This window comes from Aeromonas sp. R3-1, from assembly GCF_040908345.1.
Lineage (GTDB): Bacteria > Pseudomonadota > Gammaproteobacteria > Enterobacterales > Aeromonadaceae > Aeromonas > Aeromonas veronii.
Map to the genome: position 1 here is coordinate 1 of NZ_JBFODN010000134.1, position 23,774 is coordinate 23,774.

At 60.8% G+C, this 23,774-nt stretch carries 13 protein-coding genes and 1 pseudogene; 8 read left to right on the forward strand and 6 right to left on the reverse strand.

Annotated elements, in window-relative coordinates; all coding sequences use genetic code 11:
* The coding region (locus tag AB5Y85_RS08010; protein WP_368221314.1) for a type I secretion C-terminal target domain-containing protein at positions 1 to 8,379 on the forward strand (8,379 nt) is incomplete at its 5' end.
* Between the two features lie 97 nt (positions 8,380 to 8,476).
* Here the strand turns inward: AB5Y85_RS08010 and glpC are convergent.
* From glpC to AB5Y85_RS08030, 4 genes are all read right to left on the reverse strand, one after another.
* Positions 8,477 to 9,679, reverse strand: coding sequence for an anaerobic glycerol-3-phosphate dehydrogenase subunit GlpC (glpC, locus tag AB5Y85_RS08015; RefSeq protein ID WP_040069181.1), 1,203 nt, complete (start codon positions 9,677 to 9,679; stop codon positions 8,477 to 8,479).
* Positions 9,680 to 9,730: 51 nt separating this feature from the next.
* Entirely contained in the window at positions 9,731 to 10,996 is a 1,266-nt protein-coding gene (gene glpB, locus AB5Y85_RS08020) for a glycerol-3-phosphate dehydrogenase subunit GlpB (protein WP_257687970.1), read from the reverse strand.
* Entirely contained in the window at positions 10,986 to 12,659 is a 1,674-nt protein-coding gene (gene glpA, locus AB5Y85_RS08025) for an anaerobic glycerol-3-phosphate dehydrogenase subunit A (protein WP_257687971.1), read from the reverse strand. Before glpA ends, glpB begins: the two co-directional genes overlap by 11 nt.
* A gap of 242 nt (positions 12,660 to 12,901) precedes the next feature.
* Complete coding sequence (locus AB5Y85_RS08030) at positions 12,902 to 13,357, reverse strand: YchJ family protein (protein ID WP_075115082.1); 456 nt, start codon at positions 13,355 to 13,357, stop codon at positions 12,902 to 12,904.
* A gap of 123 nt (positions 13,358 to 13,480) precedes the next feature.
* Between AB5Y85_RS08030 and AB5Y85_RS08035 the strand changes: the two genes are divergently transcribed.
* The 4 genes from AB5Y85_RS08035 (at position 13,481) to AB5Y85_RS08050 (ending at position 18,405) form a co-directional block, all read left to right on the forward strand.
* On the forward strand, positions 13,481 to 15,148 hold the full coding sequence (locus tag AB5Y85_RS08035; RefSeq protein WP_257687972.1) for a methyl-accepting chemotaxis protein: 1,668 nt from the start codon (positions 13,481 to 13,483) through the stop codon (positions 15,146 to 15,148).
* A gap of 132 nt (positions 15,149 to 15,280) precedes the next feature.
* The gene (locus tag AB5Y85_RS08040) at positions 15,281 to 16,492 is read left to right on the forward strand and encodes an ROK family transcriptional regulator (protein WP_257687973.1); all 1,212 of its coding nucleotides are present in this window, start codon (positions 15,281 to 15,283) and stop codon (positions 16,490 to 16,492) included.
* Positions 16,493 to 16,669: 177 nt separating this feature from the next.
* Complete coding sequence (locus AB5Y85_RS08045) at positions 16,670 to 17,425, forward strand: tRNA-uridine aminocarboxypropyltransferase (protein WP_257687974.1); 756 nt, start codon at positions 16,670 to 16,672, stop codon at positions 17,423 to 17,425.
* A gap of 203 nt (positions 17,426 to 17,628) precedes the next feature.
* Positions 17,629 to 18,405, forward strand: coding sequence for a TSUP family transporter (locus AB5Y85_RS08050; RefSeq protein WP_005333472.1), 777 nt, complete (start codon positions 17,629 to 17,631; stop codon positions 18,403 to 18,405).
* A 76-nt stretch (positions 18,406 to 18,481) separates the two neighbouring features.
* Here the strand turns inward: AB5Y85_RS08050 and AB5Y85_RS08055 are convergent, their stop codons facing one another.
* Positions 18,482 to 19,348, reverse strand: a complete 867-nt coding sequence (locus AB5Y85_RS08055) for a LysR family transcriptional regulator (RefSeq protein ID WP_368221315.1) — start codon at positions 19,346 to 19,348, stop codon at positions 18,482 to 18,484.
* 69 nt (positions 19,349 to 19,417) lie between these two features.
* A complete protein-coding gene (locus AB5Y85_RS08060) occupies positions 19,418 to 20,335 on the reverse strand; it encodes a DMT family transporter (RefSeq protein ID WP_368221316.1) in 918 nt (305 codons plus the stop codon).
* A gap of 173 nt (positions 20,336 to 20,508) precedes the next feature.
* On the opposite strand from AB5Y85_RS08060, the gene AB5Y85_RS08065 reads away from it, so the two are divergent.
* From AB5Y85_RS08065 to AB5Y85_RS08075, 3 genes and pseudogenes are all read left to right on the forward strand, one after another.
* The gene (locus AB5Y85_RS08065; protein ID WP_005333465.1) at positions 20,509 to 21,387 is read left to right on the forward strand and encodes a helix-turn-helix domain-containing protein; all 879 of its coding nucleotides are present in this window, start codon (positions 20,509 to 20,511) and stop codon (positions 21,385 to 21,387) included.
* A gap of 262 nt (positions 21,388 to 21,649) precedes the next feature.
* Entirely contained in the window at positions 21,650 to 23,287 is a 1,638-nt protein-coding gene (locus AB5Y85_RS08070; protein WP_005333463.1) for an ATP-dependent endonuclease, read from the forward strand.
* 197 nt (positions 23,288 to 23,484) lie between these two features.
* A pseudogene (locus AB5Y85_RS08075) lies at positions 23,485 to 23,774 on the forward strand (hypothetical protein); the annotation flags it as partial.

Below are 23,774 nucleotides of genomic sequence, written 5' to 3' on the forward strand. Positions count from 1 at the left end.
CAAGAGGGGGGCAACCAGAGCATCGATGGTCAGCTGCCGGTGACGGTGGGCAGCGATCGTCTGGTCTCCCTCAATTTTGAGGCGAGCCAACCGGCGTTGGATGGGCTCACCAGCCAGGGCAAGGCGACGAGTTACGAGGTTCAAGACAACCAGCTGATCGTCAAGGATTGGCAGGGCAAGGCAATCCTCACCGTGACCATCGGGCTGGATGGCAAATACAACGTCTCCCTGACCGGGGTGTTTGACGAGCCGGAAGCGACCAACAGCCTCAATCTTGGCCTGAAGGTACAGGGCTCAGATTTTGACGGCGACAAGAGCAACCTCGGCACCCTCAATATCACCATTACCGATGGTGCCTTGCCGCAGGTCGATCCTGTCTCCCTCACGCTCACCGAAGATAGCAATTGGCAGCAGGGCCAGACCCTTGACGGTGATCTGACTATCACAGCGGGCAGCGACCCGCTGGCCAGCATCACTTTCGATGCCAATCAGCCGGGGCTGCAAGGGTTCACCTCGGGCAAGCAGGCCGTGGCCATCACGGTGGCCGATCATCGTATCGAGGGGCGTACCCCAGATGGCAAGCTGGTGTTTGAGCTGACCCTCGGTAACGATGGCAAATACAGCTTTACCCTTCATCAACCGCTGGATCAGGGCAGTGCCGACAGCCCGCTCAAGGCGGACTTTACCCTGCTCGACAGCGATGGTGACAAGGTCTCCTCCACCATTACCGTGGCGGTGGGTGATGGTGCCAATCCGACCATCTCCGCCGTGACCGGTACCACCATCACCGAGATGGCGCAAGGGGAGACGGCTGCCGTCAGCACCATGAGTTTCTCGGTCGCGCACGGCAGCGATGCCCTCGACCCAGCATCCCTCGGTTTTGACATCGCCGCTATCCAGAGCACCTTGACCGGATTGACCAGTCATGGCGACCCGATCACTTTTTCCCTCGATGCCAATGGCCAGCTGGTCGGAACCGCCGGTGGCCAGGTGGTGCTGCGCGCCGAGCTGAGCCTGGTCGATAACAATGGCAACTGGAGCGTCACCGCCAAGGTCACCCTGAGCGGCGAGCTGGATCACAAGGGGAGTGAATCCCTCAACCTGCCGCTTGCCGTCACCCTGGCCGACAAGGATGGCGATCGCATCGGTACCACGCTGCCGCTCACCATCGCGGATGGCAGGGCCCCGAGCTTTATCCCGGGCGCTGGTGTGACCCTGGATGAGGGGGGCCTCACCGGCAGCAACAGCCTGAGTCAAACCGGTCACTTCGATGTGCAAGCCGGGTCGGATCGGGTGGTCGAGGTGGTGTTTGCCGATGGCAGCCAGCAACCGGCGCTCACAGCCCTCGGCCAGCCCGTCAAATACGAGCTGGTTGATGGGGACCCCGCCATCCCCGGTAGCCAGCTGATCAAGGGCTATGTGATGGTGGATGGCCAGAGGGTCGAGGTGTTTGAGGTCAAGCTGGTTGGTAACCTCGATCAGGCGGGCAAGAACGGGTTTGACTATCAGGTCACCCTCTATCAGGGGCTTCATCAGGGCGGCAACGCCGTGACCGAGCTGCCCATCAAGGTGATCGTCAACGACTACGACAAGGCGGGTGGCAACAACGACAGCACCAGCGGCACCCTCAATATCCAGATTGGGGAAGGGGAGAAACCGACCCTCACCCTGACTGGCGTCACCTTAAGCGAAGGGCGCTTCGATGGCGCCAATTCTGCCACTGATGACCAGCAGACGAGCGGCAAGATCACCATCAAGGCTGACTCGGATCCGGTGACTGATGTGCGACTGACCCTCTCCGGTCAGGTCATGGATGCCAGCGGCAAGCCCATCACCCATAACGGTGAACCCCTGACCTGGAAAGCGGTTGGCACCGATGGTCACACCTTCCAGGCGGTGACCAGTGGCGGTCTGGTAGTGATGACGGTCTCCATCCCCACCGTCCCTGCCTACATCGCCGCGCACACCAGCGCAGAGATCGGTTATCAGGTAACGGTGCATACCAACCTGGATCACGGGGCAGACAACAAGCTGGAACTGAATCTGCCGGTCGAAGTCACCGACAGCGACGGCAGCAAAAATCAGGGCACCGCCACTGTCACGGTGACTGATGGCATCAACCCGATCATATCCGCCATTGAACCGGTTCGGGTCGAGGAGTCGGATCTCGATGCAGTGAACGGTCAGCATCCGGGGACCACACCTACAGGGAGTGGAGAAACCGATAGTGGCAAGGTGACCATCACTGCCGGTTCGGATCGGGTTGCCTCACTTGAGCTGGATGTGGCTGCATTCAATCAGGCCAATCACCTCACGTCGGGTGGCAAAGCGGTTACGCTGGCGGCACACAGCACCGACTGGTATCTGGCTACGGCCGAGGGGGGCAAGCCCGTTTTCTGGGTCCACCTTGATGTTAACGGCAGTTACAGCGTCTATCTGGTCGGCCAGCTTGATCACGGTGCACAGGGCAAGGATGAGTTGGCCATCGAAGTGCCGCTGTTTGTCACCGATCATGACGGCGATCGCAGCCCGAACGTCAGTGTGACCGTGACCGTGCAGGATGACATGCCCATCGGCACTGTACTGGCTCATACCCTGAGCGAGGGGAGCAGTGCCGTGACCGGCGATCTGCTGCCTATCGCCAATGAAGGTGCAGATGGTGCCCGCGTCGAGTCGATCACCATCAATGGTCAGACGTACGCCATCAATGGTTCTCTGACTCAGGATGTGATGAGCCCCGATGGCAAGCAGGTGATGGGGTCACTGACCATCTCCGCCGATGGCTCCTATACCTTCGGGCCAGCAGCTGGTTTCAATCACGACGAAAGCCAGCTCAGTCAGGTGGTGACAGCCCATCTGGTGGATGGCGATGGCGATCGTGCAGACAGCACCCTGACCCTCAATCTGCAGGATGAAGCGGTGCGCTTTACCGTGAGCGCGGCCATTGGTAACGAAGATCAGGGGGCGCAAGACCCTAGGCAGGGTATCCCTATCGACATGCAGCTCGATATTGGCGATTTTGATCGCGGTGAGCATGTGGATCAGATCCTGATTCAGGCGCCCACCAATGCCCATGGCACCTTCTATTACAACGGCGTTGCCCTCACTACCACGGCTGATGGCCTGTGGTTTATCGTGCCGCCAGCGGCCATGGTGACCAGTGACAATATTCACTACGCCACTCAGGGGGTGACCTTTGTGCCCTCAAGCAACTGGTCGAGCTGGAGCAATGGCGGTCAACCACTGAACTTCCAGGTGCAGCTGCAGGTCGGCGTCACCGAAGGCGCGGCACCTGCTGCCGTAACGGGCGAGCTGGCTGTGACGGTGCGCGGTGTGGCCGACAAGCCGATGTGGGACACAGCCAGCACCACTCGCCACTATGACACCAATGAAGACAGCACAGGTATCAAGCTGGACGTCAAGGCGAGTCTGACTGACACCGACAACTCCGAGACGTTGACCTACCAGATCAAGCTGGAAGCGGGCAAGGGAACCCTGATGCTCAACGGTGCCGAGCTCAAGCCAAACGCCAGCGGACTCTACACCGTCTCTGCCAGTGACATTAACAAGGTGACCGTGGTTCCGGCCAAGGATTTCAGTGGTGACATCAAACTCTCGATAACCCCGATCAGTACCGAGACAGCCCCGGTCGCACCAGGCCTGAACAAGGCGTCAGGTGACCAGATTGAGCTGGTGATCAATGTCAAGCCGGTGGCGGATGATGCCAAGCTGACCGTGCGCGATATTCAGGGCAAGGAAGACACCCCGCTCGATCTCGGCAGCAAGATCTCCCTTGCTCATCTGGACGACAAACTCGATGGCTCCGAGCAGCTGTTTGTTCGCATCAGCGGCCTGCCTGCTGGCGCGACCTTGTGGCTGGGGGACGTTGCCGTGGCACAGAACGCCGCGGGTTACTATGAGGTTCCTTTTGATCGTATTGGCGAGCTCAAGCTGCAACCACCGAAAAACAGCAACGTTGATTTTGACCTCATCATCAAGGGGGTGGTGAAAGACACGGCGACGTTGACCGATGCCAGTGGCCAGACCCATACCGTGGTCAACGAGAAAGAGACCGGTAGTCAGACACTTCATGTAGATCTGGTGGGGGTGGTCGATCAACCTCACTTTGAACTGGGTGGTACAGGCTGGGTGTCTGAAGGCGCGGGCTATGCCATTACAGTGGCCGAAGATGGCAAAGCGCCGCTCAACTTCAAGCTGGTGTCCGGTGAGCTGGCTGATACTCCGCTAGATACCTCGGAAAGCCTTAACCTGGTGCTGAGTGGCCTGCCGGAAGGGGCCAGGGTATTTGATGCCAGCGGCAAGGAGCTGACGCTCACCTTTGCCGGACTCGATGCCCATGGCAAGCCGACCTATCAGGTAGATGTGTCGGATCTTGGCAATCTGGTGATCCAGCCGCCCCATAACAGCACAGAAGATTTGGACCTGATCGCCAAGGTGGTGGTGACCGAGAACGACGGCGATAGCAAGAGCTTCGATGTGCCGCTGCATATCAAGGTTGAGCCCGAGATCGACGCCACCGATTACAGCAAGACCAGCCATGGCCTTGAAGATCAGTTTGTGGTGCTGGACTGGCATCCGGTGTTGAGCGATGGCGCCGAGAAGGTGACGCACCTCAGCCTCTCAGGCATCGAGCCAGGTTACGAGATCTGGATCCGGGTGGGCGGGGTCGATACCCAGCTCACCGTGAACAGCGGTACGGTGGACTTGAGTGACACAGATCTGCAGAACCTGTTAAACGGCGGCCAGCTGCTGGTGAAAGCGCCGGAAGATAGCGACAGGGACACCACCATCCAGAGCCATGTCACCGTGACCCAGCATGATGTGGATTCGGGGGCCGTGGCCCAGAAGGTGATCGACGGCAATCTGCACGTCGATATTCAGGCGGTGGTCGAGCCCGATGGCGAGTTGCAGATAGACAACCCCCTTCTCTTTGGCTTCCTCGATCAACCGGTGGATCTGGTTGGGGCATTCAGTTTTGACGACCGCGATCCCAGCAGCAGTGAGCGGATCGACTATCTGGTGATCAGCGATTTGCCCCCGGGATTTGTCGTTAATGGTGGTATCAGTGATGGTAAGGGCAACTGGACTGTTCCGGCAGGCAATCTGGGCAATTACAGCTTGCAGGCGCCGGATGGCTTTACCGGCCGGGTTAATTTCACGGTCAGTGCTCGGATTCTGGACTACAGCGATGACGGAGATATCAGTGTTCCCGTGGTTCGTGAAATGCCCGTGTCGGCAATCTTCATCTTTGCCAACGCGACCGATGAAAAGGCAGCCCAGATCATATTCCAACCTGCTGCCGTAGTCGGGGTTGAGGATCATGTTGTCGATCTCGGGGCTCAGCTCAAGTCGCAGATTGTGATTGCGAGCCAGGACAGTAACCACGATGAAGTGAGTATTGTCATCACAGGGCTCCCGCCGGGAGTCACTCTGCAGGGGCTCAATTACGACTTCGTCAATGGCGAATACCTGATCAAACTGCCGACCAGTCTGAGTGGTCTGGAGAATTTGACGCTGGGGTTACCCACTGATTACGCCGGCACACTCAATCTGAACGTGCGAGTCGTTAATACCGATACCACCAGCGGCGATACCAAGCTGGTCGAGAAGCAAGTCACTCTCTCCATCACCCCGGAAGTGGATATCAACGGTGGCCAGGATGGTCAGCCCGAGCTGACGCTGCAGATCAAGGATGTGAACGGTCAGCCCAGCAACCTGGAAGACACCAAGATCCACCTCGATCTCTCGGTCAAACTGGCTGATATCAGTCCGAGCGTGGCTGATGGTGGCCTCGAAACGGTGAAGGCGGTGACCATCACCGTCGATCCCAAGTTCGGCTATTTCCTGGTCGGCAACCAGCAACTGACTACCCTGGTGGTCAGTGATGTGGCGGCGCTTAAAGATCTGGTGTTTGTGCCCAAAGAGCACTTTAGCGGCAAGGTGCCGCTCGATATCCAGGTCGATATTCTCGATACCGCCACCACTGGCACGGCGCAAGCCAGCTGGAGTGGGCATGCAGAGTTTGAGATAAAACCGGTCAACGATCCGGCCCAGCTCACGGTGAAGGATGTGAACGGCAACGAGGATGGCAGCGTCAACCTCGGCGGGCTAGGCGCGACCCTGATCGACAATGATGGCTCCGAGCAGATCGTCGCGCTGCAGATCAAGGGGGTACCGGACGGCTTCACCCTGTCGGCTCCGGCGGTCAACAATGGCGGTGGCGTCTGGCAGATCCCGGTGGGAACCGATTTCTCCAAGCTGGCCCTGATCCCGCCAGCTGACTTTAGCGGTACAGTGGATCTAACCTTCAGTGCTTTCACTCTCGATAAAGGTCTGACGGTGCCACGCGAGAAGCCTGGCAGTTTCAAGGTGACGATTAACCCGGTGGGGGATGCCATCATCGCCGATATTCAGGGTCAGGCGAGCGGTACCGAAGGGGATGTGATCACCCTGGATCTGGGGCTGGAGACCCGGGATACCCAGCCAACCGGCGGCAATGCGGGTAATGTGCATGAGAACAAGCCCGAGCAGGTGCGGGTCACCATCGAAGGGGTGCCTGATGGTGCCGAGATCCGCTTGCCAAATGGCGTAGCGGGGACGGTTGTTGATCTGGGTGGCGGTCGCTGGCAGGTGACCACCGAGGGTGGCAAGCTTGGCGCTGTCGAGCTGGTGACCAATGATGCCAACGGTGCGCTGGATCTCAAGATCACGGCCCAGAGCCTCGACAACGGCGCCCTTGGCCCCGAGGTCAATGGCACCATCCATGTGGATGTGAGTCCGGTCAACGATGCGCCAATCAACGTATTGCCAACGACCCCACAGGTTGCAGAGGAAGATCAGCCCTTCGTCATCCACGGCTTGCAGGTGAAAGATGTGGATGCGGGCAGCAGCCCCATTGAGGTTCGTCTCTCGGTCGAGCATGGCACCCTCAATCTGGTAGCGGGCAGCGGCGTGACGGTGACCGGCAACGGTAGCGGGATGCTGGTGCTCAGCGGGCCGCTGGATGCCATCAATGCGCTGCTGTCCGGTGGGGTGACCTATCAGGGTGAGCAGGACTTCAATGGTCAGGATCAGCTCACCATGGTGACCAATGATCTTGGCAATAGCGGCAGCGGCGGCGCGCTGAGCGATACCGACGTGGTAGCCATCGAGGTGCAGCCGGTCAACGATGCTCCGGTCAATCAGCTGCCTGGCAGCATGACGGTGAAGGAGGATGGCTCCCTGTCGCTCTCCGGCGTCAGCGTGAAGGATGTGGATGCAGGCAGTGCGCCTGTCTCCATGGTGCTGCGGGTCGAGCATGGTGTGCTGACCCTGCTGGGGGCGACGGGTGCCGTGGTGGTGCAGGGGGCGGGTACCAGCGAGATCTCCCTGGTGGGATCGCTGGCCGATCTCAACCAGTTGCTGGCAAGCAACCTGCACTATGAACCGGCCAAAGATTTCTGGGGGCAGGACACGCTCACTGTCACTACCTCTGATCAAGGCAACAGCGGCGCAGGCGGGGCGAAGAGCGATACCGATCAGGTGGCCATCACTGTGACCCCTGAGCCGGATATGCCAAGTCTGACGGTGACCCAGCATGAGTTCCATGCTCTGCAGGGTGCCGTGATCCCCCTTGGCATCAACGCCTGCGTGGTCAATCCGGCAACCGGCGAGCTCTCCATCCGCATCAGCGGTCTGGATGGGGCACAGGTGCAGGACGAGCATGGCCAGAGCGTCGGTCATGCCGATGGCAATGGCGACTGGCTGATCCCGGCCGATCACTCGGTTCCGCTCTTCTTCAGCGGTTTTGGTGACGGTGAGCATGTGTTGGGGATCAGTGCCGAGTCGAGTGTTGGCGGTTCAACCGTCAGCACGCCCCTTGAGACCATCACGGTGCACGGCCAGAGTGGTAATGAGCTGGTCGGTTCCGATCAGGGGGATTGGCTGTTTGGCTCCTCTGGCGATGACCGTCTGCTGGGGGGCCATGGCAACGACATCCTCACCGGCGGGGCTGGCAGCGATCTCTTCGTTTGGCAGCACGGGGATGAGGGGAGTCAGGGGCAGCCCGCCATCGATACCATCACCGACTTCCATCCGGAGCAAGGGGACAAGATCGATCTGGCTGATATGCTGCAAGGGGTCACTGGCAATGGTGTCGATGATCTGCTCAAGCATCTCTCAGCCTCGGTGACCACGGGGAGCAATGGCCTGAGCGATGTTAACCTCTCGGTGGCGCCAGCCGGGGATGGTCATGTGACCCAGCAGATCACCCTGAAGGATGTGGATTTGACCAGCTGGAATCTCACCAGCACCTCGTCCCACGATATCCTGCAGAGCATGCTGGAAGATCAACATAGCCTGATCATCCAGCACCCCTGATAGCGTGCGTGAAGCGTAAAAAAGAAGAGCCGGCAATTGCCGGCTCTTTGTTTATCTCTGCGTGGATTGTTTTTATGCGGCCGCAAGGGCCGGGGATTCAGGCCAACGCCTGTGCCAGCAGGTGGATCGGATGTTCACAGCGGAAGCTGGTGCTCATCTCGATCTGCCATTTGCAGGTCTCGCAATCGGTGATCACCAGATCAGGGGAGAGACGGTTGATTTGATCAAACAGCCCCTCGCCGATGGTCTGGCTGGTCTGGTAGTTCTCCGACTTGAAGCCGTAGGTGCCGGCGATGCCGCAGCACTGGGACTCCAGCACCGTCACCTTGACCCCGGGAATGGCGCGCAGCAATTCGAGGGTGTAGATGACGCCCCCCATTTTTTCCATGTGGCAGGGGGTGTGGTAGGCGATGTGCAGATTGAGCGGCTTCATCGCCGGTTTGTTGCCCTTGTAGAACTCGTTCCACAGGAAGCGGGTCACCAGCGAGATGCGATCCCGTACCTTGTGGTTGTCCTGCTCCAGCAGGTGGGGATATTCATCGCGCAGGGTAAAGCCGCAGGTGGAGGAGGTGGCCAGCAGCGGCATCTCGTTGCCCAGCAGGGAGTTCTCCATCTGCTTGATATTGAAGGCCGCCTGCTGCTTGGCCTTGTCCATGAAGCCGTTGGCAATCAGCGGCACGCCGCAGCACTTCTCCCGCTCCAGCAACTGCACGCCGATGTTCATGGCGTTGAGCACCTGCACCAGCTCCTTGCCAAGCTGCGGGTGGTTGTAGTTGACGTAGCAGCCGTGGAAGTAGGCGATTTGGCGCTCATAACGAGCCTGAGCTTCTTTTTGCTTCTTGTACCAGCCGCGGAAGGTGCCCTGGGAGTATTTGGGCAGGTCGCGGTGGGATGAGACCCCCAGCGCCTTGTCCAGCACCAGCTTCATCGGCTTGAGGCCGGTGGTGAAGTTGACCACCGGGGCCATCAGGGTAGACATGCTGCCCATCAGATCGGTGTGAGAGAGCACGAACTCGCGGATCCCCGGTTTGAAGCCGCTGTACTGGTGTTTGGCCTTGGCGATGATGTCGCCGATGCGCACCCCGCTCGGGCAGGCTACTTCGCAGCGTTTGCAGTTGGTGCAGTGCTTGAGGGCGCTGTCAAAGAGCTCGGGGCTCTTGATGCGCAGCCGCTCGCCATCCGGGCCCGCCTGTTTCGGGCCGGGGTAGGCGGGGTTGGCCTTGGCCACCGGGCAGTAGGCGGTACAGACGGTGCATTTGATGCACTGATCGAAAGTTTGGTTGGCGTGATCCAGTAGCATGTCAGTTCTCCTCCCGGCGATGATGAAGACACGGGATATGGGACGTAGTAATCATTGGGCCGCGCCCAGAATATGGCCGGCAGCCTGCCAGCCGGTGGCAACGGCAACGCCGGAGCCGGAACCTTCACGAATTGGGTCGTAATGGGCCAAGACACTGCCCGCACCATAGAGGTTGGTGAGCGGCTTGCCGCCGCGCAGCACCCGCAGCTTGTCGTCGGTCTTGACCCCGAAGCCCATGAAGGGGTGGTGGTCGAACAGGCGGCGACCGGCCCAGGCGTCACGTTCCTCCAGACTCAGCACATCGGCATCGAAGATGGGCTCGCGAATGCCGCGCAGACGGGACTCCAGCCCACGGCTGAAGAAGCTGCCGGAGGCGAGCACAAAGTTGTCCGCCTCGAACAGCTGATCATCGCCATTCTGGGTATGTACGCCGACCACCCGGTCACCTTCGTAGCGGGCGCCCAGCACCCGCTCGCTGGTGAGGAAGGTGCCACCAAGGGCCATAAAGCGGCGCTTGAGCGCCTCCTGCATCCGCATCCCGATCAGTGATGGCGGCATGGTGGCCACCTCCTTGATGGTGCAGCCGGTACGTTGCTCCAGCTCCGCCAGACGCGGGCCTACCAGCCCCAGCGAAAGGCAGGCGGGCAGCACGATATGGCGGCAGCCGGGTACACCGCTCTCCTGCACCATGCGGCTGATCTCGCGGGCCAGATCGGCCACCAGATGATGCTTGTCACACAGGCGCGCGATGTCGGCTGAGCGAAACTCGTGGGGATTGCTGCTGAATTCCGCCAGCTGGGGCAGGCGGATTTCGCCGGTCAGAATGCGGCAGTGGGCAAAGCGCGGATGAGTCGCCAGATTGGCCGCCGCCAGTGCCGGATGAAAGTCGCGAAAGCCTTCGAGGGTGGCCAGCAGCAGCACGTCCGGGATCGGCGCATCGGTGACGCAGGCACAGGTATCGGGGGATAGCCAGGTACGTTTTAGGGTGCCGATGGGGGTCAGGCGCTGGTGATTGGTCTCGTGGCGAACCAGCGGCAATCCCTGCTCGGCGCAGTGGCGCTGCAGATCGGCCAGGCTCGCTTCGATATTTTTCATCCCCACCTTGCTATAGGGGTGATCCGGATGGGATGCCATAAAGGCGGGCAGGGCAGTGCGGGGATCTCCCTCGCTTTCGAGCAGATCGACCGAGCCGGAGGAGAAGTGCAGGGCACTCTGGCCGGAGGCCATCAGCAGGGTCTTCTGGCCTGCCTCCACCAGCCGCAGGGCAGCCGAGAGTCCCGCCATGCCACCGCCGATAACGATATTGTCAAACTTCATGACGGCTCTCCTTGTGAGTGGTCTCGCTGGTTGGGTCGCGTGGGGTATCGGCAACCAGCTGCGGCGCCGTCCATTCCCCCAGGCCAAACAGCCCTTCGTAGATCCAGTAGGTGAACTCGGCCTCGCGCAGGGCATCGCCCCACAGGACGGGGCGGGTCCCCTTGTAACGCTCCTCCAGGAACTGGCGCAACATGACGCAGGCCTGACGACCGTCAGCCTTGCCATACTCCTGCATCAGACCGGCGGCGCGGTAGGCGCACAGCTCGCCTTGACAAGGCCCCATCCCCAGACGGGTGCGGCGGCGCAGGTCGATGAGGTTGTCCACATCCAGCTCGCGCAGGGCGTATTCGATTTCACCCGCGGTGACCATTTCGCACTCGCAGATCAGGGCGTTGGCCTTGGGATTGTCACGGAAGAAGGCAATGACCCGCTCGCCGTGGCGGTATTGGGCTGAGCCTTCGACCGGCACCGAGAGACCGGGAGCGGAGACCTTTTCCGGATCCCGCGAGCCGGGCAGGCTCAGTTCGGCGGTCTGGCAGGGTTTGCTGTTGCCGAGTTTCTTGGCCAGCAGATCGGTGGCCCACTCCGCCATCAGGCGGTAGGTCATCAGCTTGCCGCCGGTGATAGTGTTGAAGCCCTTGAGGCCATCGCGCTCGGCGTGATCCAGCAGCACTATTCCGCGGCTGATGTTGCGGCCGGTGTCGTCACCGTCCACCGCCACCAGCGGGCGCACCCCGGCGTAGGCGCGCAGCAGGCGGGTGCGCGCCATGATGGGAGCGAGCTTGATCCCCTCGCGCAGCAACACTTCGACCTCTTCGGGTTCGACGGTGAGCTGGTCAATCTTGTTGTAATCGATGCGACTCGAGGTGGTGCCGATGAGGGAGATGGTATCGCCCGGCACCAGAATGTCCGCATCCGCCGGTTTGCGCGCGCGGTTGAGCACCAGCTGGTTGATGCGGTAATCCATGATGAGCAGGGAGCCCTTGGCCGGGAACATGCGGATGCCGAGATCGGCATATTCGCAAATTTGCTGGCCCCAGATGCCGGCTGCGTTGATCACCTCCTGACACTCCACCTCGAACGCTTCGCCGGTGCGGGTGTTGATCGCCTTGACCCCGTGTACCCGATCCTGAGTGCGCAACAGCCCCAGCACCTTGCTGTGGGTGAAGATGCGGGCGCCATGCTCTTTCGCGTCCAGCACGTTGGCAGCGGCGAGGCGGAACGGGTCGACCGTACCATCCGGTACATGGATGGCGCCGATCATCGCCGGGTTGGCGTTGGGCTCCATGCGCAGGGCTTCACCGGGATCGAGCTGGCGGGTTTCGATACCGGCCAGGGCGCAGGCATCCATAAAGGTGCGTTGGAAATTGATGTCATCTTCCGGCAGGGTGAGGAAGAGGCCGCCCGTGTCTTCGACACAGTGGCTGGCAATCCGCTTGAGGATGCGGTTTTCCTGGATGCATTCGCGGGCGGACTCCTGATCCGTCACCGCGTAGCGGGCACCGGAGTGGAGCAGGCCGTGGTTGCGGCCGGTGGTGCCGGCGGCGATATCATCGCGCTCGAGCAGGATGCAGTCGATGCCGCGCAGTGCGCAATCGCGCATGATGCCGGCCCCTGTGGCACCGCCGCCTATGATGACGACTTGTGTGGTTATTCTTTTCATTGTTGCCCGTCTCATCTCTTCCAGATGAGGCCAGTGTGGCCTACTTCTGAGTGGAAATGTTTGATATGGGCCAAATTTGCGCTCGCAAACGCTCATTTGCTCGCGCGTTAATGAGCATTATGTGACATTTGTCACGCTTGTTATCGCATCGGTTGATGGGCTGGTGGCGAATGGCAGACACAAAAAAGGGGCATCGGATGCCTCTTGTCACTGTTTGACGAGTCTGGAGGGGGTGTGATGCGTCAGCCGCAGCACTTCTTGTGCTTTTTGCCGCTGCCACAGGGGCAGGGATCGTTGCGTCCCGCCTTGAGGGGGGCCGGATCCTGCTCCCCCTCGGTGTAGACCCAGCGCCCCTGATAACGCACGAAGCGAGAACGCTCATGGAGGCAGTGACGCTCATCCCCCTCCAGAAACCAGGCTTTGAACTCCACCATCCCGGTTTCATCCTCCGGGCCGCCCTGGCTGGCGATGATCTCGAGACCATCCCAGCGGGTGTCGATGCGTGAAAGCTCTTCGGCGGTGAGACCGCCAAGGTGAGCCGGGTGCCAGCTATGGACCAGATACTCCCCCAGACCGAGCACAAAAGCGCTGTAGCGAGAGCGCATCAGCTGTTCCGGGGTGTCAGCCACTGCGCCACTGTGACGTGAGCCACAGCACAATTCGAGAGAAAGGGTTGAGCCGCAAGGACAAAGATTCATGATTTTCACGTTCTGGCCGATTTGTTTAAGGGAATTGTAACGAAAGCTGGGCTCGCCCTGCCAGCACCTATACTGATGAGTAAGCAAGGAATTCCAATAAAAACAGCTGCAAGGATGTGAAAGATGACGCTAAAGCAGAAAATCCTGTTACTGGGTGCAGTCCCCGTGCTGCTGATGGCCCTGGTGGTCAATCTCAGTAACTACATGGTCTCCAAGAGTGATCTGGAGTCTGATCTGGTGGTGGCGAGAGAAAATGCCATCAAGGAGCGTAAAGCGCTGCTCAGCAGTTACATCATGATGGCCAAAACCGCCGTCGATGCCGTGTATTCTCTGCCGGATTCTCCGGAAAATCGACAAAAGGTCAAAGAGTTGCTAAGACCGCTGCGTTACAGCAGTGATGGCTACTTCTTTGTCTATGACTTCGAGGGCAACACCATACTGTTGCCGGTGCGTACTGAGCTGGAGGGGAAAAACCGCTGGAACGACAAGGATGCCAAGGGCAAATTGCTGATCCAGGAGATCCTTAAATCGGCCCGTCAGGGGGATGGTTTTACCGAATACTGGACGGCCAAGCCCTCCATCGGTCGCGATGCCCCCAAACTTGCCTTTACTCTGGTGCTGGACAAATACCAGTGGGCCATTGGCACCGGTTTTTATATCGATGATATCGACAACGAGCTGGCGGCCCTGCGGGCAGAGCGCGAGAGCAACATGCATGCCTCGTTGCAGAGCAGTGTGCTGGTGATCCTGTTGATCCTCGGTATCACCCTGGCGGCGACCGTTATTGTGGGCAACCGGGTCACCAAGCCGCTGGCGGATGCGGTGCTGGCATTGAACGATATCGCCAACGGCGACGGGGATCTGACTCAGCGCCTCAAGGTGCAAAGCGAGGACGAGATTGGCCAACTGGCCAGCGCTTTCAACCGCTTTGTCGAGCGGATCCAGTCGGTGGTGAGTCAGGTGGGCGAGACCAGCAACCACCTCTTTAGCGCGGTCGACAAGTTGCACCATCTGAGCGAGCACTATGACCATCAGATGCAGGGTCACAGTCGCGAGACCGATCAGGTGGTCACAGCGGTGACCGAGATGAGCTCCACCGCGCAGGAGGTGGCGGCCAGTGCCTCCAATGCCGCGACAGCAACCAGCGATGCGGCCCGTGAATCGGACGCCGCCCGGGGGGTGGTGAGCGGGGCCATCAACAGTATCAACCGGCTGGTGGGGGAGGTGCATACCGCCTCCGGCGTTATCGAACAGCTGGCGCAAGAGACCGCCAAGATCGGCTCGGTGGTGGAGGTTATTCGCGGCATTGCCGAACAGACCAACCTGCTGGCGCTGAACGCCGCCATCGAGGCGGCCCGCGCCGGTGAGCAGGGACGCGGCTTTGCGGTGGTGGCAGACGAAGTGCGTTCGCTGGCCGGCCGTACCCAGCAGAGCACCAAGGAAATCAACGAGATGCTGCAACGTCTGCAGGGCGGGGTGAAGCAGGCGGTGGAGGTGATGCAGGCGAGCGAGGATCGCAGCCAGGAGACGGTGCAGGAGGCGAGCCATATCGCCAGCTCCCTCGACAGCATGGTGATGGCGGTCAGTACTATCAACGACATGAACATCCAGATCGCCACCGCCGCCGAGGAGCAGCACGCGGTATCGGAGGAGATCAACAAGAACCTGGTGGCCATTCAGCAGATTGTCAGCGAGCTGACCAGCGCGGCGGTAGAGTCCAACAGCACCACCCGCGATCTGGCCAATACCGGCGACAAATTGCGCAAACTGGTATCGCAATTCCGTTATTGATCCTGCCTGGGTCCGTGACGGCAACCACAAGATGCGGCCTGACCCCCGGTTCAGGCCGCACTTTATTTGGGGATTGACCAATAATGTGTGAAAATTGCCAGCCTCTTTTTTTCAGCCTTTGCCCCATACCCTATGAATGAGATCGTGAAAGGTAGTATCGATTTGATCCGGCAGCTCAACTACGGCCTGGTCTATGCCAGCCTGGAAGAGCACAAGGAGCTGTCGCGCACCGATCTCTCCCGCCTGACCGGTCTCTCGCCAGCCAGTATCACCAAGATCACCCGGGAACTGCTCGATGGGGGACTGGTGGTCACCTGTGGTGAAAGTTCGGTGGGGCGCGGCCGTCGTCAGACCTTGCTGCGCATCAACGAACGCCGCTTCCAGTTTCTCTCCATGCGTCTTGGCCGTGGCTACGTGGATATGGCGCTGTTTGACTTCTCCGGTCGCTCGCTGGCCCGCCAGCGCCACCTCTTTACCGAGGAGGAGCGCGCCGATCTGCTGGGCAGTCTGGTGCATGCCATCAAGGTGTTTTTGCCGAGAAAGTCCCTCAGTCTGGCCTGCATCGCCCTCTGTCTGCCGGGTCAGGTAGAGCGCCACTCCGGCATGGTCAAACACTTCCCCTTCTACGATCTGCGCAACTGGCCCCTTGGCCCGACTCTGCAACAGGCGTTTTCGGTACCTGTGCTGGTGAGCGGTGACGTGCGCACCTGGATCCAGGCTGAGCGGGAGTGGGGGGCCGCCAAAAATTGTGCCGATGCGGTGCTGGTGTTTGTCCACAACGACATCGGGGTCGGCATGGTGGTCAATGGTCAGCTCATCGAGAGCGAGAATGCGCTGCTCGGGGATCTCAGCCACCTGCAGCTCGAGCCCTATGGCCAGCGCTGCTACTGCGGCGGCTTTGGTTGTGCCTGCACCCTGGTGACCAATCAGGCGCTGGAGGCGCAATACCGGGATCTGCGCGAACGGATGCAGGAGCACGACTTGCCCGAGAGCGTCACCATCCGCGAGCTGTGCGAGCTGGCGCTGGCGGGCAACAGCCTCTGTCAGGATATTCTCCATCAGGCGGCGGGTCGCCTCTCCAAGGTACTCTCCAATCTCATCTGCCTGCTCAATCCGGGCAAGCTGCTGCTGGGGGGGGAAATCACCCGTGCCGATCGGCTGCTGTTCCCCATGCTGCACCAGTCGCTGGCCAGCCAGTTGCCCGCCGAATATCTGGTGCGGCTGCAGATTGAATCCACCCACTTCTACGAAGATCCCACCAAGCCCACCTCGGTGCAGGTGCACAAGGCACTGCGCGATGGCAGCCTGTTGCTGGAGCTGCTGCGCAGCTGTCAGGAGCCGTAAGACAAGAGGTGTTGGCACTGCGTCTGGCGAAAGGGGCAGGGATTGCTGTTCCGCCAGCGCGTAACTCGGTACAATCTTGCGCTTTTCCGGCAGCCCCCTGTTATCGTGCCCTGTCGCGCCGTGGCATGTTGGTATGTATTGCTGCCGTTCCTGTTTTGACTCCAGTTGTGAACCTAGATGAAGCCTGTTCCTGATCACGCCGTCAACCGCCTGCGGGCCTGGCGCAAGAGTATCTCTACCCGACCGTTTCTTGCCCGTGGCGGCACCCTGGCCCGCTGTCCGGCCTGTCAGCTGCGCGAGGATTGGTGTGCCTGCGAGTGGCGCCCCGAGCTCAAAGCGGAGGCGGGCTTTTGCCTGCTGATGTATGACAGCGAGCCGATGAAGCCCTCCAACACCGGTCGCCTCATCGCCGATGTGTTGCCGGATACCACCTGGGCGTTTCTCTGGTCACGTACCCAGCCCCATCCAGAGTTGCTGGCCCTGCTGGCCGATCCCGCGTGGCAGCCCTATGTAGTCTTTCCCGCTTGCGAGAAGGAGCCTGCCCGCCTGACCGGCGAGGTGACGCTGGCACCGGGTAAAAAACCGCTCTTTATCCTGCTCGATGGCACCTGGCCGGAGGCGCGCAAGATGTTCAACAAGAGCCCCTATCTGGATGGTTTTCCGGTGCTTGCCATCAAACCCGATGCGCTCTCCACCTACGGCATGCGGGTGACCAACAGCGAGGAGCACCTCTGCACCGCCGAAGTGGCGGCCTGCGTGCTGGAAGTGGCGGGAGAGCTCAAGGCGGGGCAGGCACTGCAGCACTGGTTCAATCTGTTCAGCAGCCGCTACATGGCCGGTCGGGTCAGCCGTTTCCCCGGTGCCGATGAGGATCATCTCTGTGAGGCGCTGGCGGCCATCAAGGAAGCGAACGTCGCTTCATCGGCTTGCTAACGGGCCCTCTGAGGGTTGGGGCAGGGGCATGGCCGCTCAAATTAATGAAAATCAGGAATCAATTGGCTGCCACTGTTTCGTTAGATTCATGTTCAGGGGCCCGCTAGGATAGCGGGCAGCCTGTGCAGCCCCCCGCACAACGTCGTTTTGGTTATATCCGGTTGCTCGACCCTTCGGGCAACCCACTCTCGTGAGGTCTATGGATGGAATTGGAACTGGTTACCCTGTTTGCCCTGTTCGGTGTGGCGCTTGTCGCCGGCTTTATCGATGCCATCGCTGGTGGCGGCGGTCTGCTGACGGTGCCTGCACTGCTGGCCACCGGCATGCCGCCCGCGCTGGTGCTTGGCACCAACAAGCTGCAGAGCAGTTTTGGCTCCTTCTCTGCCACCTGGTTCTATGCTCGCAAGGGGCTGCTTGAGTGGGCGATGATCTGGCCTGCGGTGATCTGCACCTTTATCGGCGCGGCCATTGGCACGCTGGCAGTGCAGACCATAGACGCCGCCATTCTCGAGCGGCTGCTCCCTTTCCTGCTGATGGCTTTTGCCTGCTACTTCTACTTCTCGCCGCGGGTAAGCGATGCCGAGAGCTCCCGCCGTCTGACTCCCATGCTGTTTGCGCTGCTGGTGGGGGGCGGTGTTGGCTTTTATGACGGCTTCTTCGGGCCGGGCACAGGTTCGTTTTTTGCCATCGGTTTCGTGGCGCTGGCGGGCTTTGGCATGGCGCGCGCCACCGCCCATACCAAGCTGCTCAACTTCACCTCGAATATCGCCTCCCTGCTGTTCTTTGCGCTCGGTGGCAAGGTGGTGTGGAGTGTCGGCTTCTGTATGGCGCTGGGGCAGTTCATCGGCGCCCGCTTTGGCTCCAAGATGGTGCTGAAAAAAGGGGTGAAGCTGATCAAGCCGCTGCTGGTGACCGTCTCCTTGCTGATGTCTGCCAAGCTGGTATGGAGCCAGTATCCCGAGCTGTTTGCCTGGATCTGATGTGCGCCTTGCTTGTCACATCGAAATTGTTAACGGGGCCCTTGGGCCCCGTTGTCATATCTGGTGTTTTACACGGCTAGCGCGGCGTGTCGCTGCGGTGGCGAAAGTGTTGGTGCAGGGCGCTCACCAGCCTGGCGATCCGCTCTCGCTTTAGGCTGTTTGGCCGGTAGACCAGATGTAGGGGGCGGCCCAGTCCGGGCAGTGGGCGCGCCATCTCCCCCTGTTCGCCCACCAGCCCCAGCAGGCCAGCGGGGAGCAGCACAGGGCCAATACCTGCCTTGGCGAGTTCGATGAGCGCCAGATAGGAGTCGAGCTCCATGGCGGGCTCCAGCCCCAAATCTGCCAGCGGTTCGCGCAGGTAGCGGTTGGAGGGGTTCTCCAGATCCATGGTGAGGATCTTGCGCCTGCTTTCTGCGCTGGCTGGCGGCAGGCTCTGCTGCGCCTCGCCCACCAGATAGAAGGGCTCCTCAAGCAGCAGGTCGGCGCCGAGGCCATGGCCGGGCGGGAGCCGACCGGCGCAGATGCCGAGCAGGGCATCACCGCTGCGCACCCGCGCCAGAATGACCGGCGTGTGGTGGGTAGAGAGGGCAAGGTGGGGATCGCGCTCCAGATAGTCGCGCATACAGTGGGCGAGATAACCCGCCAGCAGGGTTTCGGAGCAGGCGATGGGGAGGGGGCTCTGGTCCGCCAGATCCTGACTATCGGCAAGCACCCCCTTCATTTCGGCCAGACTCGGGGCAACTCGTTCCAGCAGCTCGTTGGCCTGCGGGGTGAGGCGGATCTGGCGCCCCTCCGGCTCGATCAGCTTCTTGCCGAGGCGCTGCTCCAGCTGGGCAATCCGCTTGCTTACCGCCGACTGGCTGATATAGAGGCGACTGGCCACCTTGGCCATGGTCCCTTCACTCGCCAGCAGGCTCAGCGTCTCCAGCCCTTCCAGTAACATCTAGCCCCCTTGTTTATCGCCATCAGGATCGTCACAGATTGATCAGCGCTACCTTAGGGGCTGACTGGCTCAGGAGCAAGGGTCGTTTGCTGCCTTGGCCGGTCGAATGCGCCATTCGCTCAAGGGTGGCGCGAAGATCACCAGATTGCCGATGAGGCTGATCACCACTCCGGCCACCGAGACCGGCTGCCAGACAAAGCCTTCATAAAAGGTGGAGAGGGTAAGCGCCACCAGCGGAAAGAGCACGGTGGCGTAGGAGGCTTTACTGGCACCGATGCGCCCCACCAGCGTCAGGTAGGCGGTAAAAGCGATCACCGAGCCAAACAGGGCGAGGTAGACCATGGCCGCCAGATAGTGGCCATCGGTCGGCACCACCAGTTGCTGCCCGAGCAATGTGACCCAGCCCAGCAACAGCACCACGCCGTAAACCATGCCCCAGGGCACCAGTTGCAGTACGTGGTAGCCGCGGCGTTGGCCCCGGGCCGAGACCAGATTGCCCAGCGAAAAGCAGAGGGTGCCGCCGCAGGCGAGCAGCAGCCCCTTCCAGCCGTTTGCACCCAATTGCACATCTGCCAGCACCGGCCAGAACAGTAACAGGGTGCCAAAGAGCCCCAGCAAGGAGCCTTGCAACCAGCGCAGGGTGGGGCGCTTGCGCTCGAACAGCCAGAGGTTGAGGCCGTTGAAGATGCTGGCACTGGCGAAGATCACTGCCGACATGCCGCTCGGGATATAGCGGGTGGCGTGGTAGAAACAGAGAAAATTGGTGGAAAAGAGCAGGGCACCGAGCAGCGCCGCATAGCGCTGGCCATGCCACGGCAGGTGCGGAAAGCGGCCGCTGGCGGTGAGCAGGGCAAACAGCGCAACCGCTGCCAGCAGGAAGCGGTAGAGCACCGATACCTCGATGGGAATGGGGCCAAGTTGCCAGGCGATGGCAATCCAGGTGCTGCCCCAGATAAGCACGGTGGCAAGATAGAGCATCAGATTCATCACAGTTCCGGTGAGTCAGGGAGAGATGACCCACTATGGGGCGAGCCCTGATGACTGGATTGCACCATCTTGCGGTTTTTCATCGCCCTGCGCTGTCATCTGCGGGCGCGGTCGGTAAGATGGATGGCAGCGAGATAACCCGTACACATAACCGGAACAGGTGGCAGGGGCGAATGAAAACAGCAGGGGTATTTGATGCACTGGTCAGCACCGGCGCCCGGCTGGAGGACGCCTGCTGGCTCGAACCCGGGCTTGGTGTCGCCAGTTGGCGCAACTGCTATGATCAGACCCGCTATCACAAGCCGGGCCACCACACCCTGAGTGTCTATCTGCAAGGAGGCGAGCAGACCGAGCGACTCGATGGGCCGGGTGGCCACGGTGGCACCGGCAAGGTGTGCATCATGCCGGATCACCACAGATCCGAGTGGTTGGTGCGCGAAGAGTTTCGCTTCTTTCATCTCTACTTCACCCCGGCTCACCTCACCCGTATCGCCGAGGAGGTGTGTGACAAGGAGGGGCGCCACCTGCAACTGGTGGACAAGACCTTTATCGACGATCCGCAGGCGGCCGGGCTTGTGCAGCGCCAGTTGATGCAGCTTCAGTGGCAGCACGGGGTCGATCGGTTGGCACTCTCCCACGGCGCCTGGATGTTGATCCTCCACGCCTATCGCCACCATACCGAGGAGGCTCCCGGTTTGCCGCCTCTACGCGGCGGGCTGGCGCCCGTGGTGATCAAACGGGTGCAGGAGTATCTGCAGGCCCATCTGGCCGATTCGGTCACGCTGGCAGAGCTGGCGCAGCAGGCGGGGCTGAGCGAGTATCACTTTGCCCGCATGTTCGGTCAGAGTCTCGGCTGCCCGCCCCATCGTTATCTGCTTGGGCTGCGGCTCAAACGGGCCAAGCAGCTGTTGGCTGGCCCCGAGCCGCTGGCCAGCATCGCCAGTCAGTGTGGCTTCTCTTCCCAGGCCCATTTCGGTAATCGTTTTCGCGAGGCGTTTGGTTTGACGCCGGGGCAGTGGCGGGCGCAATTGTCATCTTCTCGTCACAGATAACCCTGAGACTTTGGGCAAAAGAGGTGTACTCTCTACCACTTATCCATTGAAAGGAATGCCCATTGAATTATCGCAAACGTCAAATCCGTACCCGTCATCTCTGGTTCAGCCACTGGAATGCCCCGCAAGATCGCACCGCTGTTGTTACCCCTCCCGAACCTGCAGTGCCTCACAGTTCACGTTGAAAAAGCCCCGCCTGCGATAGGATTTTTCCGGTAACTTTGCCACTATTGCCCCATCACAATGATGTGGACATGGCTGGATGTTTCTGGAACGTATTGAAGTAAAAGGTTTTCGCGGTATAAATCGCCTGTCGCTCGGGCTCGATCAGACCACAGTGCTGATTGGTGAGAATACCTGGGGTAAATCGAGCCTGCTGCGCGCCCTCTGGTGTCTGCTGGGGCAGGATGCCGAGCCCTATCAGTTCACCGCCGAGGATTTTCACCAACCGGAAGATCCCGAATTGGCCCCGGCGCGCCACCTGCAACTGGTGCTCACCTTCAGTGAGCACAGACCCCAGATGTGTCAGCACTCCCGTCGGTTGGCCCGTCTTTGCCCCTCCTGGGTGCTGCACAAGGACAAATTCCACCGCATTCATTATCGCGCCAGCGCCGAGCTGCAGGCGGATGGCTCTGTGCTCACCATTCACGACTTTCTCGACGGGGTAGGCAAGAGCCTGCCCATTGCCAACACCCACGAGCTGGTCTGCATGCTCATCACCATGAACCCGGTGTTCCGGCTGCGGGACGCTCGTACCGCTCGCAACGGGGTGGAGACATTGCAGTGGGGAGATCTCTCCGAGCATCGCCTGAGCGAGCTGGCGGACAAGCTGATCGACGAACCCCAGCGGATCGGCGAGCCGGAGCTCAAAGAGGCGTTGCAGGCGGTGCGCCAGCTGATGGATCACTATTTCAACGCCCTGGCCCCCATCAAGAACAAGCCGCGCAGTCAGCGCGACATCATCAATCGCCCCATGACATTGCGCAATCCGGGCAACCTGCATACCCTGCTGCGCCGCGCCGATAACCGTGCGCTGCAGCTGGCGATGGCGGGGATGGCGGCTACCTTGTTGCAGGCGCGTGGCAACCGCGAGTTGGAGGAGGGGGCTCGCCCCATCATGATCCTGGAGGATCCGGAGAGCCGGCTGCACCCGACTATGCTGGCGCTGGCGTGGGGGCTGCTGGAACAACTGCCGGGTCAGAAGCTGCTCACCACCAACTCGGGGGACTTGCTCTCCTCCCTGCCGCTCAATCAGGTGCGGCGGCTGGTGCGCCGTCAGCAGGATATCCTCTGTCACCAGCTGGGGGGCGAGCGTTACAGCAGCGACGATCTGCGCAAGATCGCCTTCCACGTGCGGATCAACCGCCCCATGTCGCTGTTTGCCCGTTGCTGGCTGCTGGTGGAGGGGGAGACCGAGATCTGGCTGCTCTCCGAGTTGGCGCAGATCTGCGGTTACAGTCTGCGGGCCGAGGGGGTACGGATCATCGAGTTTGCCCAGTGCGGCCAGTCGCCGCTCATCAAGGTGGCGCGGGATTTTGGCATCGAGTGGCACCTGCTGACCGATGGTGACGAGGCGGGGCTCAAGTATGCCACCTCGGCCCGGGGCCAGCTCAAGGGAGAGCGGGAGCGGGACCGACTGACCCAGCTCCCTGCCGCCGACATCGAGCACTACCTCTATCACAACGGTTTTGAAGCTGTGTTTCGTCGCGAGGCCGGGGTGGGCGGGCGCGCCATGTGGAGCGCCAGTCACATCATCAACAAGGCTATTCATCACCGCAGCAAGCCGGGAATGGCGCTGGCGGTGGTGGAAGAGGCGGAGCGGCTCGGCGCCGAGCATATTCCGCCGGTGATCCGCCAGATGTTTGCCCGGGTGGTGGCGCTGGCCCGTGGTCAGGGCTAACGCCAGCGCCGTATCCCGTCATTATGGGCATGGCTGCCAGCAGGGCGCCCTTCAAGGTGGGCCGTGCTGGCGGAAATTGCCCCGGATTGTTTGCCCACGATTGTTTGTCGCGATTGGGGATAGCCGCCGGTTTGGGTATACTCGCCCCTCTCTGGCGCCCCGGTGGCGCACCTCGAATCTTTACTGCTGGAGGCGTCGTGTTCGTCCAACTCCCTTTTTGGCTCTTTCCCCTCACCGGATTGATGGCGCTTGGCGCCCTGATCGCCCTCGGTATCGTGCTGTGGCGCGGTGATATCTGCCCTGGCCAGCGCTCGCGCATCACTCAGCAGCTCTTCTCCATCTGGGTTATTACCGCGCTCTCTCTGATGCTGGCGGTCGAGGCCAAGGCGGCCAGCTGGCTCATCTGGAGTGGTGGGGCTGCACTGGTGCTCGGGGTTGGCTTGTCGCTGGCCCAATCACGGCTGGAGGGCAAGCGCTCAGTCCCCTC

What these genes read in the sequence shown, in the direction of transcription:
- glpC (WP_040069181.1), bottom strand. Translation starts at nt 9,679, where the DNA reads ATGCTACTGGATCACGCCAACCAAACTTTCGATCAGTGCATCAAATGC.
- glpB (WP_257687970.1), bottom strand. Translation starts at nt 10,996, where the DNA reads ATGAAGTTTGACAATATCGTTATCGGCGGTGGCATGGCGGGACTCTCG.
- glpA (WP_257687971.1), bottom strand. Translation starts at nt 12,659, where the DNA reads ATGAAAAGAATAACCACACAAGTCGTCATCATAGGCGGCGGTGCCACA.
- AB5Y85_RS08030 (WP_075115082.1), bottom strand. Translation starts at nt 13,357, where the DNA reads ATGAATCTTTGTCCTTGCGGCTCAACCCTTTCTCTCGAATTGTGCTGT.
- AB5Y85_RS08035 (WP_257687972.1), top strand. Translation starts at nt 13,481, where the DNA reads ATGACGCTAAAGCAGAAAATCCTGTTACTGGGTGCAGTCCCCGTGCTG.
- AB5Y85_RS08040 (WP_257687973.1), top strand. Translation starts at nt 15,281, where the DNA reads ATGAATGAGATCGTGAAAGGTAGTATCGATTTGATCCGGCAGCTCAAC.
- AB5Y85_RS08045 (WP_257687974.1), top strand. Translation starts at nt 16,670, where the DNA reads ATGAAGCCTGTTCCTGATCACGCCGTCAACCGCCTGCGGGCCTGGCGC.
- AB5Y85_RS08050 (WP_005333472.1), top strand. Translation starts at nt 17,629, where the DNA reads ATGGAATTGGAACTGGTTACCCTGTTTGCCCTGTTCGGTGTGGCGCTT.
- AB5Y85_RS08055 (WP_368221315.1), bottom strand. Translation starts at nt 19,348, where the DNA reads ATGTTACTGGAAGGGCTGGAGACGCTGAGCCTGCTGGCGAGTGAAGGG.
- AB5Y85_RS08060 (WP_368221316.1), bottom strand. Translation starts at nt 20,335, where the DNA reads ATGAATCTGATGCTCTATCTTGCCACCGTGCTTATCTGGGGCAGCACC.
- AB5Y85_RS08065 (WP_005333465.1), top strand. Translation starts at nt 20,509, where the DNA reads ATGAAAACAGCAGGGGTATTTGATGCACTGGTCAGCACCGGCGCCCGG.
- AB5Y85_RS08070 (WP_005333463.1), top strand. Translation starts at nt 21,650, where the DNA reads ATGTTTCTGGAACGTATTGAAGTAAAAGGTTTTCGCGGTATAAATCGC.